Annotated in this window: 18 protein-coding genes; 9 read left to right on the top strand and 9 right to left on the bottom strand. The window is 59.8% G+C overall.

Going from position 1 to position 22085, the window contains the following annotated elements:
- Positions 1-16: 16 nt before the first annotated feature.
- Genes ACQY1P_RS01165 through ACQY1P_RS01155 form a run of 3 tightly spaced genes read right to left on the bottom strand, consistent with a single transcriptional unit; the run spans position 17 to position 2793 of the window.
- Positions 17-970 carry a LysR family transcriptional regulator gene (locus tag ACQY1P_RS01165; protein ID WP_430253547.1) on the bottom strand — a complete coding sequence of 318 codons (954 nt, stop codon included), beginning with the start codon at positions 968-970 and terminating at the stop codon, positions 17-19.
- Positions 960-1868 (bottom strand): alpha/beta fold hydrolase, encoded by a 909-nt coding sequence (locus tag ACQY1P_RS01160; protein ID WP_430253545.1) that lies wholly within the window; start codon positions 1866-1868, stop codon positions 960-962. The genes ACQY1P_RS01165 and ACQY1P_RS01160 overlap by 11 nt, the downstream gene beginning before the upstream one ends.
- Complete coding sequence (locus tag ACQY1P_RS01155) at positions 1861-2793, bottom strand: LysR substrate-binding domain-containing protein (protein WP_430253543.1); 933 nt, start codon at positions 2791-2793, stop codon at positions 1861-1863. Before ACQY1P_RS01155 ends, ACQY1P_RS01160 begins: the two co-directional genes overlap by 8 nt.
- Positions 2794-2937: 144 nt before the next feature.
- On the opposite strand from ACQY1P_RS01155, the gene ACQY1P_RS01150 reads away from it, so the two are divergent.
- Complete coding sequence (locus ACQY1P_RS01150) at positions 2938-4194, top strand: FAD-dependent oxidoreductase (RefSeq protein WP_430253541.1); 1257 nt, start codon at positions 2938-2940, stop codon at positions 4192-4194.
- A gap of 144 nt (positions 4195-4338) precedes the next feature.
- Here the strand turns inward: ACQY1P_RS01150 and ACQY1P_RS01145 are convergent, their stop codons facing one another.
- Together ACQY1P_RS01145 and ACQY1P_RS01140 are read right to left on the bottom strand one after the other, a co-directional pair.
- The gene (locus ACQY1P_RS01145) at positions 4339-5301 is read right to left on the bottom strand and encodes a dihydrodipicolinate synthase family protein (RefSeq protein WP_430253539.1); all 963 of its coding nucleotides are present in this window, start codon (positions 5299-5301) and stop codon (positions 4339-4341) included.
- A gap of 101 nt (positions 5302-5402) precedes the next feature.
- Positions 5403-6107 carry a GntR family transcriptional regulator gene (locus tag ACQY1P_RS01140; protein ID WP_062578394.1) on the bottom strand — a complete coding sequence of 235 codons (705 nt, stop codon included), beginning with the start codon at positions 6105-6107 and terminating at the stop codon, positions 5403-5405.
- 215 nt (positions 6108-6322) lie between these two features.
- Between ACQY1P_RS01140 and ACQY1P_RS01135 the strand changes: the two genes are divergently transcribed.
- Positions 6323-7525: a M24 family metallopeptidase gene (locus ACQY1P_RS01135; protein WP_092662919.1), complete on the top strand. Its 1203-nt coding sequence runs from the start codon at positions 6323-6325 to the stop codon at positions 7523-7525.
- 65 nt (positions 7526-7590) lie between these two features.
- On the opposite strand, the gene ACQY1P_RS01130 is transcribed toward ACQY1P_RS01135, so the two are convergent.
- From ACQY1P_RS01130 to ACQY1P_RS01120, 3 genes are all read right to left on the bottom strand, one after another.
- Positions 7591-8091 (bottom strand): cytochrome b, encoded by a 501-nt coding sequence (locus tag ACQY1P_RS01130; protein ID WP_430253537.1) that lies wholly within the window; start codon positions 8089-8091, stop codon positions 7591-7593.
- A gap of 438 nt (positions 8092-8529) precedes the next feature.
- Entirely contained in the window at positions 8530-10446 is a 1917-nt protein-coding gene (locus ACQY1P_RS01125) for a hybrid sensor histidine kinase/response regulator (protein WP_113111405.1), read from the bottom strand.
- A gap of 21 nt (positions 10447-10467) precedes the next feature.
- A complete protein-coding gene (locus ACQY1P_RS01120; protein WP_244473959.1) occupies positions 10468-11292 on the bottom strand; it encodes a Crp/Fnr family transcriptional regulator in 825 nt (274 codons plus the stop codon).
- A 39-nt stretch (positions 11293-11331) separates the two neighbouring features.
- Here ACQY1P_RS01120 and ACQY1P_RS01115 point away from each other — a divergent pair, with 39 nt between their 5' ends.
- The 5 genes from ACQY1P_RS01115 to ACQY1P_RS01095 all read left to right on the top strand — a co-directional run bounded on the left by ACQY1P_RS01115 (position 11332) and on the right by ACQY1P_RS01095 (position 17992).
- Positions 11332-12072: a response regulator gene (locus tag ACQY1P_RS01115; RefSeq protein ID WP_430253534.1), complete on the top strand. Its 741-nt coding sequence runs from the start codon at positions 11332-11334 to the stop codon at positions 12070-12072.
- Positions 12073-13008: 936 nt separating this feature from the next.
- Entirely contained in the window at positions 13009-14205 is a 1197-nt protein-coding gene (locus ACQY1P_RS01110; RefSeq protein ID WP_430253532.1) for an acetate/propionate family kinase, read from the top strand.
- A 73-nt stretch (positions 14206-14278) separates the two neighbouring features.
- Entirely contained in the window at positions 14279-16684 is a 2406-nt protein-coding gene (locus tag ACQY1P_RS01105; RefSeq protein ID WP_430253530.1) for a phosphoketolase family protein, read from the top strand.
- A gap of 144 nt (positions 16685-16828) precedes the next feature.
- Entirely contained in the window at positions 16829-17188 is a 360-nt protein-coding gene (locus ACQY1P_RS01100) for a TraR/DksA family transcriptional regulator (protein WP_092662907.1), read from the top strand.
- 69 nt (positions 17189-17257) lie between these two features.
- A complete protein-coding gene (locus ACQY1P_RS01095; RefSeq protein ID WP_430253528.1) occupies positions 17258-17992 on the top strand; it encodes a CBS domain-containing protein in 735 nt (244 codons plus the stop codon).
- A 131-nt stretch (positions 17993-18123) separates the two neighbouring features.
- On the opposite strand, the gene ACQY1P_RS01090 is transcribed toward ACQY1P_RS01095, so the two are convergent.
- Positions 18124-18825 (bottom strand): CBS domain-containing protein, encoded by a 702-nt coding sequence (locus ACQY1P_RS01090; protein WP_174197780.1) that lies wholly within the window; start codon positions 18823-18825, stop codon positions 18124-18126.
- Between the two features lie 250 nt (positions 18826-19075).
- Here ACQY1P_RS01090 and ACQY1P_RS01085 point away from each other — a divergent pair, with 250 nt between their 5' ends.
- Both ACQY1P_RS01085 and ACQY1P_RS01080 read left to right on the top strand, forming a co-directional pair.
- On the top strand, positions 19076-19906 hold the full coding sequence (locus tag ACQY1P_RS01085) for a universal stress protein (RefSeq protein ID WP_430253526.1): 831 nt from the start codon (positions 19076-19078) through the stop codon (positions 19904-19906).
- A 301-nt stretch (positions 19907-20207) separates the two neighbouring features.
- Positions 20208-22058 (top strand): heavy metal translocating P-type ATPase, encoded by a 1851-nt coding sequence (locus ACQY1P_RS01080; RefSeq protein WP_430253524.1) that lies wholly within the window; start codon positions 20208-20210, stop codon positions 22056-22058.
- Positions 22059-22085 lie beyond the last annotated feature (27 nt).

Here is a 22085-nt window from a genome sequence, read left to right as displayed (position 1 = left end):
CATGTTATCCGGCCTCTCAGGGCAGCGGCGGCAGGGCTGACAGTCGTGCGGCGATGATCTCGATCAGTTTGCGCAGGTTGGCAGAGTGCGAGCGACGACGGTTCCACAGGACGGATATCGAGAACTGGGGTGCGTTGTAGATCGGTCGGATGACAAGATTGCTGCCAACCGGACCGAGAGTCGTGACGTAGTCGACAAGGACGATACCCATGGCTTCGTTCGCCAGCGCCAAGGCAGTGTCGGAAAAGCGCGCAACGGCACGGGTGTTGACCTTCAGTTTCTCGCGGCTGAGGAAACGATCAACGATTGTCTGATGGGCACCCCCGGCGGCAAAGCTGATGAAGTCCACGTCGGCAAGATCCGCTGCATGGATGACGGAACGGGCCGCAAGGCTATGGCTTTTGGGAATGACGGCGACCAGATCGACGCGCCCGACATGTTCCCTTTCGATCAGCGGATGGTCCAGCGATGCAATCGTCACCACCGCTTCACCGCGGCCGGTAATCAGATATTCCTCGATCTGGTCGACCGGCAGCACGTCGAAGAACAACTCGATACCCGGCACTTCGACGGAGAGCGTCCGCAGCGCCTGCGGAACCAGCGCCCGCGCCACGCTGGCCGTCGAGCCGACCCGAAACACGGCGGTTTCGCCGCGCGCGATACGGCCGATCTGCGTTCCAACACCGGTCAGCTGGCGGATCAACGGATCGATTTCCGCGTATATTTCCAGCGCCTCGGACGTCGGCACCAGCCCGTTACGATCACGGGCGAAAAGCGCGATTCCAAGCAGGTCCTCAATCCGGCGGATCGTGCGGCTGAGCGCCGGTTGCGATATGGTGAGAACCTTGGAGGCGCCGGTGATCGAACGCGCCTGCATTACCGCATGGAAAACCTCCATCTGGCGCAGGCTCAGCAATCCGTCGGTGGTGGCCGGCACCCTGTGCTGGTGGTCGTCGTTCTCAGCGGGCATCGGTGATTTTCCTAAGGAAGGCCAGCAACCTCTCGATCATCTGGTCAGCCGCCGTTTCGGGCAGCAGATGTCCGCCTGGAAGACCCTCGCATTCTACCGAGACCGCCCAGTCAGCCCAGATGTCGAGCGGCGTGCGTCCGCCACCGTAGAGCCGGCCTTGTTCGGAGAGCACCAGCACCGGCGCCTGTATCTTTCGACCGGAGTTGCGATCGGCAAGGTCGTCTGCCTCGTCCACCGACGCGCCAGCCCTGTAGTCTTCGCACATCGCATGACGGACCTCGGCGCTGCCGAAGGCCATCCGGTAGTCTTCCAGTGCCACAGGATCGATCAGGCGGATGTCGCCGGCCATCTTGCCGAGCGTCAAGTCGATAAGAAAACGCGGATCGGCCGCCATCAGCGTTTCAGGCAGCGGTGCGGGTTGCGCCAGCATGAACCAGTGCCAGGCGCCAAGCCCGAAAGCCTTGCCTGCCCCTTCCCACATTTCCGGCGTCGGCACGACGGTGACGGAAACCAGTGCGCGAACCGCCTCCTCGAAATCGAGCGCGAGCCGATAGGCAACCCTTCCGCCGCGATCGTGGCCGACGACGACGAAGCCGTCGTGCCCGAGGGCTCCCATCATCTCGTGCAGGCTCTTCGCCATCCGACGCTTGGACCCCATATCTTTGAGCGTCCCGGTGACCCGGCTATTACCGTAACCCGGCAGGTCGGGCACGACCACGGAATAGGACGCAGCGAGCACGGGCGCGATCCGGTGCCAGGCCGAACGGGTTTCCGGATAGCCGTGCAGCAGCAGGATGGCAGGGCCGGAGCCTGAGGTGAGGACGGCGAAATCGACATCAGCCGTGTGGACGCGACGGTCCTTGAACCCCGGGAACAGGTCGTTTGCCGGTCTACTCATCGGTTTTTGCTCCTGCTTGCGTGTGTGTCACAGCTGCCGCGATTTCTCGGAGCGCGGTGATCAGGCTGTCGACGCCTTTCTGTCTTGGACGACGGTCGCAGACGTGAACATAGGCGGAAACGCTGGCGCTGTTTTCGATCGGTATTGCCACCAACCCATGGACATCGCAGTCGATTGCCGAAAAGGCATCGAGAACGCTGATGCCGATACGTTCGGCGACGAAGGCGAGAGCGGCGTCGACAAAATGGACGTAGACCGCCGTTTTGCGCGTCTCGCCCCAGCGCTGATAGGTCTGATCGATCAGAAGACCGTGCGTCGTGGTCGCGCCAAACGAAATTAGTTGTTCGTCCGCAAGATCCGCTGGCCTGACGGACCGTCTACCTGCCAGCGGATGGCCAGCAGGCACCACGCAGACCAGGCCAGCGGTGGCGATCGGGACAGTCTGGATAACCGGATCGTTAACCTCCGCGATCGTCGCGACGCAGGCCCCTTGGCCAAAGAGGAGGTAGTCACGCACATCGCGCTGCGACAAGGAATCGCTGTAGAAAGTGCCGGCGGTGCCTTGCTGCTGCAAGCGCTTCAGTGCCTTCGGGATCAGCCGGGCGCCAAGGCTTGGCGTGGAGCCGAAGCGGAAGGTGGACGCGTCGCCCCGGGCAATCGAGTAGATGACATCGGACAGTATTTCCGACTGCTGATGAACATGCTCGACCTCGGCAAGAATGAGTTCGGCCTCCTGTGTCGGGACCAGCCGGCCAGAGATGCGGGCAAACAGCGCGATGCCGAGCTGGTCCTCCAGACGCTTGATCGCAGTCGACAGGCTGGGCTGCGAAACGCCGAGATGTCTTGCGGCAACCGTCAGCGATCCCATCGCCATGATCGTCCGGAAAATCTCAATCTGCCGTTCCTTGAGCTTGGGGTTCGGCATCCGCCACGGGTCTCCATCCTATAAATCCGGGTTATACCCTCGTTCGGAAACTGTATTGGCGTCAATACCCGCGGCCGCCTATCGTCGCCTTTATGCTCGCAACCGCAGTGAGCATCATCGATTGAGAACCATAGGATGAGCATTATGCGTGGTGGTCGATATGATGTCGTGGTGGCCGGAGGCGGTGCAGCCGGCATGAGCGCGGCGGTGGCCGCATCCCGGTTTGGCGCACGAGTTCTGCTCGTAGAGCGGTACGGCTTTCTCGGCGGCGCAGCCGCAAATTCTCTGGTTCTCGCCTATTGCGGCTTCTACCAGAAAGGCCCCGCCCCGGTCTTTGCCGTGCGGGGCGTAGGTGCGGATCTCTTGCACACCCTCGGCGCGCTCGGCCAGGAGGTCGCGCCGATCAGGTCGAGCAGCGGCAACTGGATCGTCATGCTGGATCCGGAGGCAATCAAGTTCGGCTTCGACCAGATGACCGACGCTGCCGGTATCGACGTGTTGCTGCACTCTCGCGTGACAGCCGTCGCAACCGGCTCGGACGGCCTGACCGCAATCACCGTGACTGACCACGCCGGTTGCTACGAGATCACTGCCGCCGCATTCGTCGATGCCAGTGGCGAGGCAGCGCTCGCATCGCTCGCCGGGTTCGAAATGACAGTCAACAGCATGGCAGGCGACAAGGTTCAGCCGGCCTCCATGCCGGTTCGCATCGGCGGAGTAGCGCCAGGGGTTTCATTCGACCGGGCGCGGATGGCAGATCTGGTTGCAAGGCACAACGAGAGCGGCGATACGCAAATCCACCGTGCAGACGGGGGCGTTATGCTGCGGCTTCCGACATCGAACGACTACTGGTGGATGACGATCGACCTCGACACGGACGGTTTGAGCGGCGCAAGTCTTGGATCAGCGGAACGCCAGGCACGACGAGAAGCGTGGCGAAACCTTCAGTTGCTGCGGCAGCTACCGGGCTTTGAAACAGCCTTCATCGCAGCGACCGGACCGCAGATCGGCATCCGCGAAACGCGCCGGCCACGGCCGCGCAACGATCTGACCGGTGCAGCCCTGGCAAAAGGCGAGCGGCGCGAAGACGGTATCGGCCGCGCAGCCTGGCCGATGGAAGTTCACGAGGCGCCTGGAAAAGTTCGTTTCGTCGATCTTGGGGGAGAAGGATTTGCAGACATCCCGATGGGATCGATCGAGGCTGCCGGAGCATCCAATCTTTACCTCGCGGGCCGCGTCGCCGGGGCCGATCAGGCAGCCTATGGTTCGCTGCGGGTGATGGGAACCGCTTTCGCAACAGGGCATGCAGCCGGCATTGCCGCGGCGTTGCGCGCCTCGAGCGCAACAGTTTCGGCCGACGACGTGCGGGCAGCGCTTACGCTCCAGGGCGCGTTGATTTGAAATTCTGCAGCTTCACTGGCGGCCGGAAATCGGCGGGACGACAATGACTTTGATCACCGCAGTGCCGTGGCCGCGTTGAGTTCAACACGGCCACGGGTTTTATCGTCGCGGAAACAGGAACCGTTTTACCCGCGAGCGCAAAGATCAGGGCTTGCAGGTCTGTACAGCGCCGGGGAGCTTGCACCAGTCGGCATACCAGGTGTCGAACAGCGTCAGCTGGGCTTCCACATAGCCGCGCTGGCTGTCGCTGAGCACGTCCGTCTCGATGAAGTTCAGTGCATATTCTGCATCGCCCTTCAGGACCATCATGTGCTTGAAATAGAGAACCAGATCCGGGCCTTCATCGAAGGAGGAAAGCACGCCGAGCGCTTCTTCCAGTTCCTTGGCGCGCAAGCGTGCATCGGCGTTACCCGTGGCCGCGGCTTTCGCGAGGTTGCACAGATGCAGCACTTCCCTGGGAAGAACGTTGCCGATGCCCGTAATGGCGCCGGTTGCGCCGCAATTGACGTAGCCGTGGTAGACGGCCGTATCGACGCCGATCATCAAAGACACGCCGTCATCGCGGCTGGTAATGGTTTCGGCCGCATAGCGCATGTCGGCCGGACCGCCGAATTCCTTGAAACCAACGAGGTTCGGGTGCTCGGCGCGAAGCGCGAAAAACAGATCGGCGCGCGTGGCAAAGCCGTAATAGGGGCTGTTGTAGATGACCGCTGGCAGGTTCGGTGCCGCGGACAGGATTGCCTTGAAATGCGCCTTCTGGGCGGCGATCACGGAGCCGCGCGACAGAACACGCGGGATGACCATGAGACCATTTGCGCCGACCTTCTGGGCGTGTGCGGCAAGCGCGACGGCAGATGCGGAGTTGATCGCGCCAGTGCCGACAATCACGGGGATGCCAGCCTCAACCAGACGCGAGACGCCTTCCATGCGCTGCGCATCGGTGAGCAGGGGCCAGTCACCCATGGATCCGCAATAGACCACTGCCGACATGCCCGTTTCGATCAACTGCTGTGCCTTACGGACCATCGCGTCAAAATCCGGCATGCGGTCTGCGGTGCACGGTGTCATCAGCGCGGGAACGACGCCCGAAAATATGCTTGCAGTCACGGGAAGCTCCTTCGTTTCGGCGCACGGAAACGCGCCACTATCCCTATCGACGAGCAGCATAGCGTCTTCTTCAATCTTGTCGACAAGAAAAATACAAGGACCTACAGGAGGATGTCGAGCCTGTCATGGCGGGTGAGCAACCGCTCGATCTGGGCTTCGATCTGCTCACTGTGAGCGCGGCCGAGCCTGTCCGCGGCCTCGACGTCTCGCGCTTCGATCGCCGCGATGATTTCTTCGTGTTCGTCCACAAAGCGGGATGGCAGCCGATCATCATAGGATTGGTAGTAGAGACGCAGCATTCTCCGCCCTTCGCCCAGCAGACGCTCAAAGAAGCGCGCATAGTATTCATTGCGGCCAGCCGCAGCGATCGCCGCGTGAAAGTCCGCATTGGTTGCGATCATGGCCAAGGCGTCCTGGGCTTCGACAGCCGCTTTGAATTCTGCCTGATGAGCTCGAATGATGTCGAGGTCACCTGCCTTGTGGTGCTGCGCGGCGAGCCGCGTCGTGACCCGGTACATCAAACCCAGCGCATCGAAATAGGCGTGCATGCCGAGAAAGTCGATGTTCGACACCATGGTCGACCGGTTCGGCAGGGTCTCGATCAGCCCCTCTCCGGCAAGCCGCACCAGAGCTTCACGGATCGGCGTGCGCGACATGCCGAACCGCGTTGCCAGTTGAACTTCGTCGATCGCACTTCCAGGGGCGAGGCGAAGATCAAGGATTTCATCCCGCAAGAGGTCATAGACCTGCCTCGCGCCGGACCCCCTCTTGCGCTCCAGCGCATGATTTTGATTGCTGTCGTCCATGCCGGCACCCACAAAGTTTTTATCTGTCATTCATGCACTACTGCATCCTCTCCTCGTCGTCAGCCCGTCCGGCAATTCGAACGAAAGTCTTGACGACCGTCGCCAGCAGCATATTCATCGCCCAACGCTACCGCTACGCCAACTGCGCACGCTCAAAGATCTCACCCCTCGCGTAGGCCCCGCCCGCCGAACAGCGCTTTCAGGAAAGTCCCAGCATGAGTGCCCCTGCCTACATATCGTTCGAACAGTCGCTTGCCGGTTTTGACAATATTGCTGCCGCGGTTCCGCCGATCTCGAAGGAGGAACTGAACGCGCGCATAGCCAAGCTGCAGGGGCTGATGCGCGACGGAGGCGTCAAGGCGGTCTATCTCGATACATCGACGAGCCTCACCTATTTTACCGCCATGACGCTCGGGGCGAGCGAACGCATGCATGGTGCGATTATCCCTTCGCGCGGCGCTCCGATCTATATCAGCCCAGCCTTCGAGGAGCCGAAGACCCAGACGCTAATCACGATCCCCGGCGAGATCGCGGTCTGGGAGGAGCATGAGGATCCGGCCCGTTTGGTCGCTGACCTGATCTGCAGCCTTGCCGCAGACGGGAACATTCTGGCCTTCGATCCGGCGACGCCGTTCGCATTTTCCAGCCCAATCACCACGCATCTCGGCGACCGCCTGACGGTTACCGGCGCCAAGGACTTGATTGCCCAGTGCCGGCAGATCAAGTCGGCGAACGAGATCGCGATCATCCAGGCCGCGATGACCGCGAGCCTTGGTGTTCACAAGGCCGTCTGGGAAGGTCTCTACGAGGGCGTGAAGACAACGGAAGTCACCGATTTCATTGCCGCTGCGCATGCCAAGCTCGGCATGAAACACATCTTTGCCGCCGCGCAGTTCGGCGAAGCGACCGCCTATCCGCACGGCGTTCCCTATGCGCAGACGCTGAAGGCGGGCGACATGGTGCTGATCGATCTCGGCGCGCATATCCACCGCTACTGCTCTGATATCACCCGCACTTATGTCTTCGGAGAGCCGACGGAACGGCAGCGCGAGATCTGGTCGCTCGAACAGAAAGCCCATCGCGCCGCCTTTGACGCGGCAAAGATCGGGATCGCCTGCGAAGAGGTTGATTTTGCCGCCCGCAAGGTGCTGACCGATGCCGGCTACGGTCCCGACTATCAGGTTCCCGGCCTGCCGCACCGGACCGGACACGGGCTCGGCATGGATATGCACGAAGACCCCTACATCGTTCGCGGCAACAAGACACCTCTTGCTCCAGGCATGGTGTTTTCCGACGAGCCGATGCTTGCACTATACGGCGAATGCGGCGTGCGCCTGGAAGACATCATCTACATGACCGAAGAGGGCCCCGCCTTCTTCACGCAGCCGTCGTCCTCTCTCGAGCGGCCGTTTGATTGACGAGGCGAGTCTATCCGAGGGCGTGAGCCGGGGCCGGCGTCACCTGTGTCGGCCGGCGCAGCCTTCTAGCCAGTCGTCATCCTGCGCAGAACATTTGTTTTCCAATAGAACTGGTGGACAAGAGCGCCCAGCACATGGCCGGAGATCAGCACCCATAAGGCGACTTTGAGGACATCGGCATGCAGTTCCCCTGCACTGCCGTAGCCAAGATAGTATGCAGCCATGCCAGTCAGCGGCATTGCGACGAGCAGAATGTAGAGCGCGGCATGCGCGGCTGTGGCAGCCATCCGAAAAATCGGGGGTTCCTGCGGCGGGGATGCCGGAACGCCACTGGTGAAGCGGATGATCAGGCGAAGCACGACGAGAGCCAGAGTAGAAATGCCCACATAGGCGTGAATATTGGCACTTGCCACTTGGTCGGCAGAGGCCATCCCGTCTCGCTCCATACTCCGGTTCCAGTCGCTCATGCCATCGGGCAGGACGAGGTTGAAAGTGACGAGCGCAGCGGTAAGCCAATGCAGGACGCGTTGAGATACGGAAAATGATATAGGTCTAGACGTTGTCATTGGTGATCCTTCCATCGTGGTTGTCTCAGACGTCGCATGGGGCGGTCGGATGTGAGCGTCGACGGGGCATTGGGTTTGATCATCGAGATCGCTTGGTGCGGGGACTTCAGTCTCACACGCACCGTTTCATTCCTTCGGTTGTCACGATGATCGACTAGAGGCCGAAGCTGACATTGAACTGAAGGCGGTCAGGGTCATTTCCCAACGCCTGCCTCCGCTGCCATGACGCGGTCTCGAAGCGTTTCGCGATTGCATCAGGTAGAGAGACCCAGCCGCCACGACGTCCCGTTCCGGACGGCCCGAACACCGTGCCGGTCGCCGTGGAAAGGTTCATCCGCGGCAGCCGTTGCGGTCACGGATAGAGTTATACGGGGTGAAAGACCGATCATTCAAAGCGTATGCGAAAGCAGAAAAAAACAGACGCCGTGTTCAGGGGAGTCAATCCAAAAGTTCGCGTAAGACGGTCGCGAGCTCCCGAGCAGTATGTGGTTTCCGCAACCATCGTCCTGACTGAGCCAGTTCTTTACCTGCGATGGTTGGCTCGGCGTATCCGGACGTGAACAGAACCTTTATCGTCGGCTTTGCCATCCTCACTTGATCCGCAAGCTCGTTGCCTGTCATGCCGCCTGGCATGACGATGTCGGTAAAGAGGAGCGAGATGTCATTGTGCTTTTGGAGGAGTTCGAGCGCCTCAATTCCAGTTGCTGCTTCGATGATCTGGTAGCCGAGGTCTGCAAGCCGTGCGACCACAACTCGACGCACCCTCGGATCGTCTTCGACGACCAAAAGCTTTTCCCAGCCTCGGGGCAGCGGAGCGGTTTCTGCCGTGTCGAAATGCGTGATCTCTTCGTCAGCTTTTGACCGGGCGGAAGGCAGAAAGAGCCGGACGCTCGTTCCCTGCCCGGGCTCGCTGTAGAGCTGGATGTTTCCACCGGATTGCTTGGCAAAACCGTAGACCATACTCAAACCCAGACCTGTCCCGGCACCAAGGCCCTTCGTTGTGAAGAACGGGTCAAAAGCCTTCTCGCGAACCTCGGCCGTCATTCCCGAACCCGTGTCCGTTACTGAGATCAAGACAAAGTCACCAGTCCTTACCGACGGATAGGTTTTCGCGTAGTCAGCGTCGAGTTTGACGCTGGAGATATCGATCGTCAGCCTTCCGCCTTTTGGCATAGCGTCGCGCGCATTTATCGCCAAGTTAAGAATGGCATTCTGGAGCTGCGATCCGTCGACCGAAGCCTCGATGGCCGCGCCTGATATAACCGTGCGAAGCTCAACGGCTTCTCCAAGGGTTCTGCGCAACAGGTCCGAAAAGCCTCCGACGAGTTGCCCTATATCCACCGTTCTCGGATTGAGGCTTTGACGCCGTCCGAATGCGAGAAGCTGGCTTGTCAGTTTGGCACCGTCATCTGCCGCGCTTTGCGCCTCACGCAGAAGCACTCGAAGCTTTGGATCCTCAAGCTTGTTGTCGATCATTTCCAGATTGCCGCTGACCACGGTCAGAAGATTGTTGAAATCGTGAGCCAAACCGCCGGTCAGTTGGCCGATTGCCTCCATCTTCTGCGATTGGCGCAGTTCTTCCTCTATCTTGTGTCGGCTCGTCAGGTCCCGGATGAAGCCCGTAAAGATCCGCTTGTTGCGGGTTGCTGCTTCGCCCACCGAAAGCTCCATCGGAAAGGTCGAGCCGTCCTTGCGTCGTCCGGTCACAACCCGGCCATATCCGATGATGCGCCGTTCGCCGGTCGTCAGGTAATTGGAAATATAGCTATCGTGCGCCGCTCGGTCGGGGTCGGGCATCAAAACCTTGACATTCAGTCCGCAGACTTCTGCTGCCTTGTATCCGAACAGCCGTTCCGCAGCCGCGCTGAACGACGAGATGATGCCCGCTTCATCAATGACGACCATCCCGTCAGGAACGGTATCCAGGATAGAAAGCTGGTGGGCCTCGCGCTCGGCGACGGTTTCCTGCATCACTTTCATGGCCGTGACATCGTTGTTTGTCTGGACCACGACCTGCTCGGCCGAGCCCAGCGGCGACAGAAGAACCCAGTGGGTCGCAATGAAGAGAGGACGGCCATCCTTGTGGTGATGAATGACTTCGCCGCTCCAAGACTGCGCAGCCAAGAACCGGTTTCGTTGTTCTTCAACAGATTCAGGGAACTGCGTGCCGAGAAGCTCGTGAACCTCTTGGCCAACGGCCTCGATGCGTGACCATCCGTAGAGGTTTTCGCATCCTGCAGTCCAGCTGCGGATGATACCATCCGTTCCGTGAACAATGATGTTTGCCGCATCCAGCAAGCCTGTAACAGCAGAAAGCTGTCGTTCGAGCTCATCTCGACTGCCTCTATATGACATAGCTTTCCCATGATCGCACGCTCAGTGGGACCGTCCCCCGCGGACGATCGTTAACCGGGGCTCGCGGGAACGATCATCTTCATCTCCGGCCATCTGCGCAAGCAGAACCGGACGGCAGATCGTTATCGCGTTTCGAGCCGCCACACCGTCGATTTGGATGGCACCCTTGCCGATGAGCTTTGTCATGGTGCGCGAGACTGTTTCGATTGTCAGTCCAAGGTAATCGGCTATGTCCTGCCTCCCCATGGGAAGCTCCAGCGTGGTCCGGTTGCCTGAGGAAGCCGCTTGGCGCCGGAGTGTCGCCAGCAGAAAGGAACAAAGGCGTTCCTCCGCGTTCTTGGATGACAGGAGCACCATCTGATCCTGCGCTGCCGCCATCTCGTCGGAGACCAGAGCGAAGAGCTGTGGGCGCAAGTGATCACTCTCGGTCACCGCTGCATCGAACCGGCGTCGTGACAATCGCCTCAGGGTTACAGACGTCACCGCCTCGGCACTGTAGAGATAACGCCCGCCAAGCGAGATGCCGACGATATCGTTTGGATAGAGGAAGCCGGTAATCACCCGCCGTCCGTCGGCGATGATCCGAAAAATTCTCAACGTACCTTCGAGAATTTCGAAAACATCGACCGCATCGTCGCTCTCAAAGAAAAGCGCTTTTCCCGCTGTCAAATGTTCAAACGGCTGCTTGCAGAACAGGCTGTGAAGGCTGGTTTGGTGATGGACTGCGTGAAGAGCAGTCGTCCCACTTTCATAATTCTGAGTTGTACTGAGCATGACCGTGCCTCCAATCTCGATGCGCGCAGTTGACTCGCGTGGCGTGACGGGCGGATGCTGTTTCCGTGACAATCTATGGAATTGCGTAACACATTGTAACAGGAGGGGATAATGGCGCGGCAAAATCCTGCGACAGCTCACATCCTCATCGTCGATGATGATGTGAGGATCACTCAAATGTTGAAGCGATATCTCAACGAAGAGGGCTATTTAACCAGCGAGGCCAAGGACGGTGAGGAGATGCGCCTGCAACTTGCGCACACACAGGTCGATCTCATCCTGCTGGACGTCTCTTTGCCCGGACGGGCCGATGGTTTTGATCTTGTTCGGGAGGTGCGAGCGGCGTCCGATACCCCGATCATCATGCTGACCGGTCGAAATGACGTTGTGGACCGGATCATCGGGCTTGAGATGGGCGCCGACGACTATCTCGCGAAGCCGTTTAACCTCAGGGAGCTGCACGCCAGGCTGAAAGCCATTCTTCGCCGGCGAAACGTGCAACCTCCCGAGCAGGAAGAGACCGACAAGATCGTCCATTTCGACCGCTGGGCTCTGAACCTTACGCGACGCGAGCTGTCATCAGCGGATGGCGAAGGTATCCATCTGACAACAGGCGAATACGACCTCCTTGCTGCCTTTGTGGCCCATCCAGGACGCGTGCTGTCGCGAGATTTCTTGCTAGAGGAAACAAAAGGGCGCCATCTCGATGCCTATGATCGGGCAATCGACGCTCAAATCGTCCGGATCCGGCGCAAGGTGGAGATCGACCCCAAACAGCCGCAAATAATTCGCTCCATCCGGGGCGTCGGCTACATGTTCGCCGCACGCGTCAGCGTGGCGAAGGTTGCTTAGAGGGCGATAGGTCATACGTTAAACCGGCCCGCGGTACTTTGAAAGTCGAGGTGTCGCCCAGAAGCCAGTGGTCCGTTTTGGCGACGGGCCAGACGTGGATGCGATTGCATCCTTCCTCTGCAGCGCGGCGTTTCGCATACTCCAACAAGCGCCCTGCCACGCTGTGCTCATTGAGGAGACTTACGGACGCGAGAACAGGAACTTCCAGCTGTTTGCTCAAGCCACTTTGCGGGCTGACAAATACCAGGGAAATCCCGCGGACAACCCCTGCCGGGTCGATTACAGTAAGCCAATTTCTCCGGAGGTCTTCTGTGGAAGTCGCTGCCTGCCACTCGGCAAGATCAATGTTCGGAAAGAGATGCCGAACGATTGCGTAAGCACGAGCAACGTCCGAGGCTCGAAGTGCACTGACCGTATAGTCCGCATCCATCTCCATCCCCCCATTGCACCGTTACTCTTTGGTGGACCGGCTGAGCCTGCATTGACGGCGGTCAACGCAATGACTGCAGATGTCGAAGGGTCAGCGCGGGTGAAGAAAGACGCAATATGGACGCTGAAGCGCCTTCTTCAGCGCGTAGCGTGAGGATCGAAGGAGAGCGCAAGGATGTGCTTATCCATTCGCCCGATGAACCTGGAAGGCATGCCTGCTCGGAAATCAGGCGACGGTCTTCAACTGGTCCTCTGCCAACATCCGCTGCGCCACAAACGCCTGACCCGCAATGGCTCAACGATCAACGCCCCGTTGCATTGCGCTTTATCAATGAGAGCCGCACCATTCCGGGTGAAAGAGTTACCGGAGGCGAGCCACCGAGAACGACCGTTTTGAACACGCGGCCCCAAAGCCCAGCCATGCGGTTGCAGGACTACTGAATGATTGCCATTACAGCGCCGTGTCGAGCCGCGGGCTGCAAGAGGACGTGAAACAAGGACGCCTTTATGACGGACAAGCTTCTCCTCACCTTCAATGCCGGATCTTCATCCGTGAAAATCGGCATCTTCAGAGTGGACGGTGAAAGGCCTGAGCGGATCGGCAAAGCCGTGGTCGATTTTGCAAGCGACCCCGTGTCGCTGCATCTGAAGGAAGGTCCGGCGCAGTTCGAACTGTCGCTGGAAGGCGCTTCCGGCGACGATCTTGCCGGCCTGATGGACAAGGTGTTCGGGGAACTGAGTGCCCATTTCGATCTCGACGCCGTCACCTCCGCCGGTCACCGCATCGTCCATGGCGGCGACGTCTTCGACGGTCCCGTGGAACTGACGACCGCGACTGCTGCGAAGGTTCGGTCGTTGACGGCACTTGCGCCACTACATCAGCCCCAGGCGCTACGGATGATCGAAGCCGTCCGGCACCTGCGCCCTGATTTGTTCCGGACCGGTTCCTTCGATACGACTTTCCATGCGACACAGTCCGACCTCGTGCGGCGTCTCGCAATTCCGCGCGCCTATCATGACGAGGGTATCAAGCGGTACGGCTTCCATGGACTGTCCTATCGCTACGTCGCCGGTGCACTGGCCGCCAAGGCGCCCGGTATTGCGGACGGCAAGGTCATCATCGCCCATCTGGGCAGCGGCGCCAGCCTCTGCGCCATCGAAAACGGTCTCAGCCGCGATTCCAGCATGGGCTTTTCGACGCTGGACGGAATCCCGATGGCAACGCGACCCGGCTGGCTTGATCCCGGTGTGCTGCTGCATTTTCTGGGGCCGCTCGGCAAGTCGGTCGAAGACGTGGAGGACATGCTCTACCACAAGTCCGGCCTGCTGGGTGTTTCAGGCCTTAGCGGCGATACGCGCGAGCTCCTGGAGAACGACAGTGAAGAAGCGCGGGAGGCAATCGATCTCTTCACACTGAGGATCGCCGGCGAGGTCGGGAGACTTGCATCCACGCTCGGCGGGCTCGACGGCCTCGTCTTCACCGCCGGCATTGGCGAGAACCAACCGGAGATCCGCAGGCGTATTGCAGACCAGCTTTTGTGGCTGGGCGTAGAGCTGGACGGTTCGGCCAATCAAAACAACGCGCTCACGATCAGCACCGCGGCAAGCCGCGTTGCCCTTCATGTCATCGCTACGGATGAAGAACAGATGATCGCGGAGGAGTGCCTGTCCGTTTTTCGCGCGGGGGAAAATCCCGCCACCTGACGGCACCCCGGAGGCGTCGCTCCCAGTCACGACAGTAATTTTCGATCACTCGCCCTTTCGAAGGAGCAAGAAGATGCAGCTACGTAACAACCTGCCCGTCACGCCTGAGATCAGCATCGAGGAGCTGACGCTCATCGACCGCTATTGGCGGGCGGCAAACTATCTCTCCGTCGGGCAGATTTATCTTCTCGACAACCCACTGTTAAAGGAGCCCTTGAAGCCGGAGCATATCAAGGCACGGTTGCTCGGCCACTGGGGCACGACGCCCGGGCTCAACTTCATCTATGCGCATCTCAACCGGATGATCCGCAACCGCGATCTCAGCATGATCTATGTCTGCGGACCCGGCCATGGCGGTCCCGGCATGGTGGCGAGCACCTATCTCGAGGGCACCTATAGCGAAATCTATCCGGACATCTCCGAGGATGCCGAAGGTATGCGGAAACTGTTCCAGCAGTTTTCCTTCCCTGGCGGCATTCCGAGCCATGCGGCCCCGGAAACCCCGGGCTCGATCCATGAAGGCGGCGAACTCGGCTACGCTCTGGTGCATGCCTATGGCGCAGCCTTCGACAATCCCAACCTCATCGTCGCCTGCGTCGTCGGCGATGGCGAGGCAGAGACCGGACCGCTTTCCGCAAGCTGGCAGTCGAACAAGTTCCTGAACCCCGCCCGCGACGGTGCGGTGCTGCCGATCCTGCATCTGAACGGCTACAAGATCGCCAACCCAACGCTTCTCGGCCGCATGGCCGACGAAGACATCGAGCACCTTTTCCGCGGACACGGCTACGAACCGTTTTTCGTGGAGGGCCATGAGCCTGCCGATATGCACCGGCAGATGGCTGCGGCATTCGAGACGGTTTTCGATCGCATCCGCACGATACAGGCCGAAGCCCGCGACGGTACGGTGTCGGAAGGCTTCCCACGCTGGCCGATGATCGTGTTTCGCAGCCCCAAGGGCTGGACGGGACCAAAGGAAGTCGACGGCAAGAAGGTCGAGGGTTTCTGGCGCGCGCACCAGGTGCCGGTCTCCGGCTGCCGCGAGGACGACAAGCATCGCAAGGTCCTTGAGGACTGGATGCGGAGCTACAATCCGGACGATCTGTTCGACGCCAACGGCCGGCTGAAGGAGGAATTGCGGGCGCTATCGCCCGGCGGCGAACGCCGCATGGGTGCCAACCCGCACGCCAATGGCGGCCTTTTGCGCAAGGAACTCATCGTTCCCGACATCCGCGACTACGCGGTGCCCGTAAAGACGCGGGGCGCCGACATGGTGCAGACGACGGAGATCCTCGGGAAGTATCTGCGCGACGTAATGAAGCGCAACGACGCGAATTCGAACTTCCGCATCTTTGGTCCGGACGAAACGGAATCGAACCGGCTCGGCAATGTCTTTGAGGTCACCGACCGCGTCTGGATGGAGAAGATCGAGCCCTACGACGTGCATCTGTCCCGCGACGGCCGAGTGATGGAGGTGCTTTCAGAGCATCTTTGCCAGGGCTGGCTGGAAGGTTATCTGTTGACCGGCAGGCATGGCCTCTTCTCCTGCTACGAGGCCTTCATCCACATCATCGATTCGATGTTCAACCAGCACGCCAAGTGGCTGAAAGTGTCGAGTGAACTGCCATGGCGCAAGCCAGTCTCTTCGCTCAACTACCTGCTCACCTCGCATGTCTGGCGGCAGGACCATAACGGCTTTTCCCACCAGGACCCGGGCTTCCTCGATCTCGTTGCCAACAAGAAGGCGGATATCGTGCGCATCTACCTGCCGCCGGATGCCAATACTCTGTTGTGGATCGGCGATCACTGCCTGAAGACCTGGGACCGCGTCAACGTGATCGTTGCCGGCAAACAGCCTGAACCGCAATGGCTGACAATGGACGAAGCGATCCGGCATTGCGAGGCCGGCATCGGCATCTGGGACTGGGCTGGCAACGAGGACGGTGCGGTCGAACCCGACGTGGTGATGGCCTGCGCCGGTGACGTGCCGACGCTCGAGACGCTGGCGGCGGTTTGCCTGCTGCGGGACGCGATCCCGGAACTCAGCATCCGCGTCGTCAATGTCGTCGACCTGCTCGCCCTGCAATCGCAGGACCAGCATCCCCATGGTCTCTCAGACGAGATGTTCGATCGTCTGTTCACCACCGACAGGCCGGTGATCTTCGCCTATCACGGTTACCCCTACCTCATCCACCGGCTGACCTACAAACGCACCAACCACCAGAACATCCATGTTCGAGGCTTCATCGAAGAAGGCACGACGACAACTCCATTCGACATGACGGTGCTGAACGAACTCGATCGATTCCATCTCGCGATCGAGGCAATCGAACGCGTACCCGGTTTGAAGGACAAGGCAGGCAGCGTGATCGCGATGCTTGAGGACAAGCTGGCGGAACACACACGCTATGTCCGCGAACATGGCGAGGACATGCCGGAAATTCGCGACTGGAAATGGAAAGCCTCCAAGACGGTCGGATAAGAGGCCGGGCATCACACGAAGCAGCCCGACCTCATCACGCTCGGGCTGCTTTGAGCGGAAGCACCAAGTCCCCTTGACCACGATCAATGCCCTTTCCTGCGAGTGGAAGAATATCCGGTCTCACACTTAAAACTCGGGGACACGATGACGACATTCTCATTTGAGCAGCGGGAGCAGCGCGAGACGAAGTTCAAGGCGATCCTCCTCCAACGACAGCAGTATCTGCAAACACGCCTCGAAAAAATCGAGCATGACTTTGAACAACCTCGTAATCGCGACGACGACGATCGTGCGGTCGAACGCAACAACGACGAGGTTCTGGATGAGCTCGGCGAGGCGGGGCAAACGGAGCTGCTGGCGATCGAGGCCGCCCTTCACCGGGTAAAGGAAGGCACTTTCGGTATCTGCGCCAAATGCGGCAATGCCATCAGCGACCAACGTCTCGACGTCGTCCCGCACACGCCGTTCTGCCAATCCTGCGCACACGCGCTTCAGCATCTCTAGACAGCCCTATGGCGGCGTTACGGGCGAAGGCGTGAATTCCGGCAGTGGCTGCGTCTCGGGCGCCTTGCGTTGCGAAAGATCAAAGGTCTCCAGCATCGCATCTGTCAAAGTGAACAAAAGCTGCGAGAGGATTGTTTGATGTTGGTCAGGGACTTCATGACACAGAGGCCGATCTGCGTGTCGGCGAACACGAGTATCAAACATGCGATCCAGCTGATGCTCGATCACAAGGTCAGCGGTCTGCCGGTGATCAGCGACGATGGTCAAGTCGTCGGGATGCTGACGGAAGGCGATCTCTTGAGTCGGAGCGTCTTCAATCTCGGCCCGCAGTCTCCACCGAAAGATCCTGACGATAGTTTCTTCGAAAATTACGTGCGAGCGCACGGCACCACCGTGGCAGATTCCATGACAAAGGACGTTATCTCCGTTTCGCCACAACAGTCGCTTGCGGATGTTGCAGCGCTTGTCAGGACGCATGGTATCAAACGGTTGCCCGTTCTTCAGTCGGAAAGGCTCGTGGGGATCATCAGTCGGAGCGATATCATGCGGGCCGTGACTGCAAACCGCGATGCGGTGGCAAAAGGAGATGTCGCGTTGCGGCTTGCAGTTTTGACGCGGCTGCGCTCGGAGCTCGGCCTCGAGCCAGAGCGACTTACAGTTGAGGTCAGGAATTCGATCGTCGAGATCTTCGGCCCTGTCCCCTCGCCTGCGCAAAGGCGTGCCATGCAAGTGGTGGCAGAAAGCGTTGCTGGTGTAGCCGGCCTGATTTTCGAAACCAACTGCGTTGAGACAATGGACCACTGACGCGACGTTCGCCCTGTCTGACGCCTGTCGGTTGTCCACATAGGCGGCGCAGGCGGCGACCGCCCCTCAAAACAAAGACGATCATGCGCGAGCGATTTCGTACGGTCCGTCCTGCGCAGGCACTGTTCGGCTTAAAATCCTGGAGGTGAGACTGGCATCTCCGGTAGTCCGACAACCAGAATCTGATCGATCACCTTGGTGACACCCAGAGTGTTCTCAGCCGCGACCCGCGCAGCCGTCTTTTCGCGTGCATCCAGTACCCTGCCTTCCAGTGTGACCACAGTCGCGTCGACGGCCACCGTGATGGTGTCACCCCAGCGTTGCCGGTCATATTCAGCCTCAAGTCCGGCTTTGATATCCGCGTCGATTCGATCGACGGCGGACGCTGACATCTGTCGGATCAGGGTGCGCATGATGTCGGCTCGCGTGACGATGCCGACGAGCTTGTTATTTTCGACAACCGGCAGGCGTTTGATGCCGCGATCGCCCATCAGGTTCGCGGCATCTTCGACGGTTATCCATGGCTCGACCGTGATCGCCGGCGAGGACATGACTTCGCTCACCTCTTTCCCGAAAGCTTTCGCGTAATCCTCCGCCAACGCACCGCGTGACGAAAACAGCCTACGCCACATCCCGGGCGAAGCCTGCGACCGAAGCTCCCCGCGTCGCAGGAAATCGCTTTCACTGATCACGCCCAGTACCTGCTCGTCATTATCGATCACCGGCAGACCGCTGAACCCGCAATCCAACATGGTGTTGGCCGCCTCCCAGATCTTGGCGTCTGGGTGAACAGAAATCGGATCTGCTGTCATGATGGATCGCACGGTCTGCATGGTCTTTTCTCCCTCGTTATGGGGAGGTTAAACCCGCGGCTCGGGCCGTCCTTGATCTTCATCAACGATCACCGCTTCGAGCGCCCCAGTCCGGGCAACGCGCGTGCGAAGAGGCCGGTCTGAAGATATTGGTCCTGTTCGGTCTCCCGAAAGCGCTTTCGTACCCATCGATTGACAAAGATCATCGCCATCTCGTCCGAGGCTTCTAGGCTTGCTTCATCCAAGACCTCTGAAATGGATGGAGCCAACCATGTCGTTCAAAACTATTCTTGCTGTCGTCGGTGAACACGGCGCCAACGCCGATATTGCCAAGGCCATCGAGCTGACAATTGAGTCAGACGCGCATCTTTCGATCATGGTCATCGGCACGGCGTTGCAGCCGATCACGTCCGACTATCCCGTGGCGACCGCCTGGCTTGAGCAACGGCAGGAAGAGATAAAGGCGCTGGTCAACGTCAAGACGGCCGCCGAGGCGCTGTGCAGCCAGAGCGCCATTTCCTTTGATATCGATCACTTTTACGACGACAACTTCATTCTTCAGAGCAATATCGGCGTGCGCGCCATGTATGCCGACCTCGTCATTCTCGGCAACAGCGTCCGGCGCGAAAGAGGGTTGCGACGTCTGGTGGTCTCAGCTGCAGCCTTTGACGCCCGCACGCCGATCCTGCTGATCCCTTCCAAGGGCAACATCACTTTTCCGCCCAAAAATGTTCTTCTCGCCTGGAATTCCAGAGCGGAATCCGCAACAGCCGCCAAGGATGCACTGGATATTCTGAAACGAGCCGATGCCGTGCATGTCGTTCTCGTCGATCCGGATGGTGCCTACTTCAAAAACGGGGGCGAGCCTGGCGCAGACGTTGCCGCATTTCTCTCGCGACATGGCATCAAGGTTGTCGTCGAACAGCTGGCGAGCGGCGGCCGAGCAACCGAGGACATTCTCACGCAGCATGCATTGGAAACCGGCTGCGACATGATCGTCATGGGAGCCTACGGCCATTCGCGGCTGCATGAACGTATCTTCGGCGGTGTGACGGCAACCTTGCTGGAATCTTCGGATTTTCCGATATTCATGGCCCGATGAGCGGCTGTCACGCACAGTCTCCGAACCTTAGGCGCATCGGCTGCGGTCGGGCCTCTCGTTCCGTCCGGCGCGTTGACGGCCTCATGGCCGTCGCGCGCCCGATGGTTCTCGTGGTTCAGGGCTTGGTCCGTCCAGCACGTTCCCGCGTCGCTGACCCGGTCGATCCTATACAGATCGTCTCGGCGGCAACCGGGGTGGGAATACCGCAATCTAAGATTGCAATCCTGATCATGCGATCGGTCCCTGGTAGCGGATCCCGGTGACGGTCCCCTGCCTCAACAACAGGCGCTTGAAGACGAGGATGACTATGCCCCTGGAACACTGGCTCCGGCCGTTACGGCCCCTTCTCGTCGCGGCCCCGATCATCGGGCTGACAATTGGATTGATCGCCTGGCACGGCGGATTTCAGGATCTCTATGTCACATCGCTGGCGCTTGCGACCGGCCTCGTCATGGTCGCCCTCGTTGCCCAGATCATCGCGCGGATTGGCGCCGGTGAAATCGGTCTGGATGTCATCGCGCTTCTCTCCATGGGCGGAGCCCTTCTTTTTGGCGAATACCTTGCGGCGACGATCGTGGCCTTGATGTATTCCGGCGGTCAATATCTCGAGAATGTCGCCGAGGGCAGAGCCCGACGGGAGATGACCGCGCTTCTTTCGCGTGCACCTCATGTGGCAACGAGGCGCCGTGAAAGCCAGATGGAGGAAGTGTCGGTCGATTCCATAGCGGTTGGCGACTGCCTTGTTGTTCGGCGTGGCGATCTGGTGCCGGTCGACGGTACCGTGAACGACGGGGAGGCTGTTCTTGACGAGTCCGCACTGACAGGCGAACCGCTGCCTGCCAAGAAACGCCCGGGCGATATCGTCATGAGCGGGGCCGCCAATGTCGGTGACCTCTTTAATATGACCGCCACAAAAGCAGCCTCCGACAGTACCTATGCGGGCATCTTGAAGCTTGTTGAGGCGGCCCAGCAGAGCAAGGCGCCGATGGCCCGCATGGCAGACCGGTATGCGTTGGTCTTCCTGACCGTCACAATCGCAATCGCTTTGCTGGCTTGGTGGATTTCCGGGGATCCCGTCAGGTCCGTCGCTGTCCTCGTGGTCGCAACACCCTGCCCACTCATCCTCGCCGTACCGATCGCTTGGGCTGCTGGTGTCTCAAGGGCGGCAAGCTCCGGTCTTCTGATCAAGGGGGCAAAAATCCTTGAAGAGCTAAGCATGATCCGGACGCTGGTGCTCGACAAGACAGGGACGCTGACCGATGGCAGACCGACCCTGCGAGAAATTTCTACATCTTGGCCAGAGGACGAGTTTCTGCGCCTCGTCGCCTCGCTCGATCAGGCATCGAGTCACGTGGCCGCCAAGGCGCTGGTTGATGCAGCGCATGCCCGGAACTTGAGCCTTGTTTCGCCGGAACAGGTGAGCGAGGAACCCGGCGAAGGAATTGCCGGGACGGTTGGCGACAGAAAGGTTGCCATCGGTGGCATCAACTTCATCGCCTCGGCCTACGGCGTTGAAATCAACGACGCACACACACCAGGAACCATCGCCGCAGCGGTCGCGATCGACGGGAAATTTGCCGGCATCTTGTTGTTTTCGGATCAACTCAGGGCGGGAGCTGCTTCGGCGTTGAACGGTTTCAAGGCAATTGGGGTAACGCGGATCATTCTGGCCACGGGCGACCGCGCGATTGTCGCACGCCAAATCACCGCCGGCCTGCCTTTCGATGAGGTCAGAGCCGACCTCTCGCCAGGCCAAAAGATCGACATCGTCAAGGATGAAAAGACACGCGCGCCGGTGATGATGATCGGCGATGGCGTGAATGACGCGCCTGCCCTTGCTGCAGCGAATATCGGACTTGCCATGGGTGCGCATGGCTCAGCTGCCGCCATCGAGTCGGCCGATGCGGTTCTGTTGGTCGAGAGGCTCGACAGGATTGTGGAGGGCATCGCGATTGCGCACGCCTGTCGACGGATCGCGCTACAGAGTGTTTTTGCGGGCATCGGTCTATCGGTAGGCGCGATGATCCTCGCCGCAGCGGGGTATTTGACGCCGGTGCAAGGAGCACTGTTTCAGGAAATCATCGATATCGCCGTCATCCTCAACGCCCTGCGTGCCCTAAGAATCCGACCTTCCGCCTCGCGTCTGTCATAACGCGATTGGCGTCGCGCCTGTCTATTC

This window comes from Neorhizobium sp. DAR64872/K0K18 (assembly GCF_050500175.1).
GTDB lineage: Bacteria > Pseudomonadota > Alphaproteobacteria > Rhizobiales > Rhizobiaceae > Neorhizobium > Neorhizobium soli.
This window is presented reverse-complemented; position numbering and strand designations above follow the sequence as displayed.

Excerpts from the sequence above, each read along its gene's own strand:
- ACQY1P_RS01100 (WP_092662907.1), top strand. The coding sequence starts at position 16,829 with ATGACGACATTCTCATTTGAGCAGCGGGAGCAGCGCGAGACGAAGTTC.
- ACQY1P_RS01125 (WP_113111405.1), bottom strand. The coding sequence starts at position 10,446 with ATGTCATATAGAGGCAGTCGAGATGAGCTCGAACGACAGCTTTCTGCT.
- ACQY1P_RS01130 (WP_430253537.1), bottom strand. The coding sequence starts at position 8,091 with ATGACAACGTCTAGACCTATATCATTTTCCGTATCTCAACGCGTCCTG.
- ACQY1P_RS01155 (WP_430253543.1), bottom strand. The coding sequence starts at position 2,793 with ATGCCGAACCCCAAGCTCAAGGAACGGCAGATTGAGATTTTCCGGACG.
- ACQY1P_RS01115 (WP_430253534.1), top strand. The coding sequence starts at position 11,332 with ATGGCGCGGCAAAATCCTGCGACAGCTCACATCCTCATCGTCGATGAT.
- ACQY1P_RS01160 (WP_430253545.1), bottom strand. The coding sequence starts at position 1,868 with ATGAGTAGACCGGCAAACGACCTGTTCCCGGGGTTCAAGGACCGTCGC.
- ACQY1P_RS01150 (WP_430253541.1), top strand. The coding sequence starts at position 2,938 with ATGCGTGGTGGTCGATATGATGTCGTGGTGGCCGGAGGCGGTGCAGCC.
- ACQY1P_RS01085 (WP_430253526.1), top strand. The coding sequence starts at position 19,076 with ATGTCGTTCAAAACTATTCTTGCTGTCGTCGGTGAACACGGCGCCAAC.
- ACQY1P_RS01135 (WP_092662919.1), top strand. The coding sequence starts at position 6,323 with ATGAGTGCCCCTGCCTACATATCGTTCGAACAGTCGCTTGCCGGTTTT.
- ACQY1P_RS01140 (WP_062578394.1), bottom strand. The coding sequence starts at position 6,107 with ATGGACGACAGCAATCAAAATCATGCGCTGGAGCGCAAGAGGGGGTCC.
- ACQY1P_RS01110 (WP_430253532.1), top strand. The coding sequence starts at position 13,009 with ATGACGGACAAGCTTCTCCTCACCTTCAATGCCGGATCTTCATCCGTG.
- ACQY1P_RS01080 (WP_430253524.1), top strand. The coding sequence starts at position 20,208 with ATGACTATGCCCCTGGAACACTGGCTCCGGCCGTTACGGCCCCTTCTC.
- ACQY1P_RS01090 (WP_174197780.1), bottom strand. The coding sequence starts at position 18,825 with ATGCAGACCGTGCGATCCATCATGACAGCAGATCCGATTTCTGTTCAC.
- ACQY1P_RS01105 (WP_430253530.1), top strand. The coding sequence starts at position 14,279 with ATGCAGCTACGTAACAACCTGCCCGTCACGCCTGAGATCAGCATCGAG.
- ACQY1P_RS01165 (WP_430253547.1), bottom strand. The coding sequence starts at position 970 with ATGCCCGCTGAGAACGACGACCACCAGCACAGGGTGCCGGCCACCACC.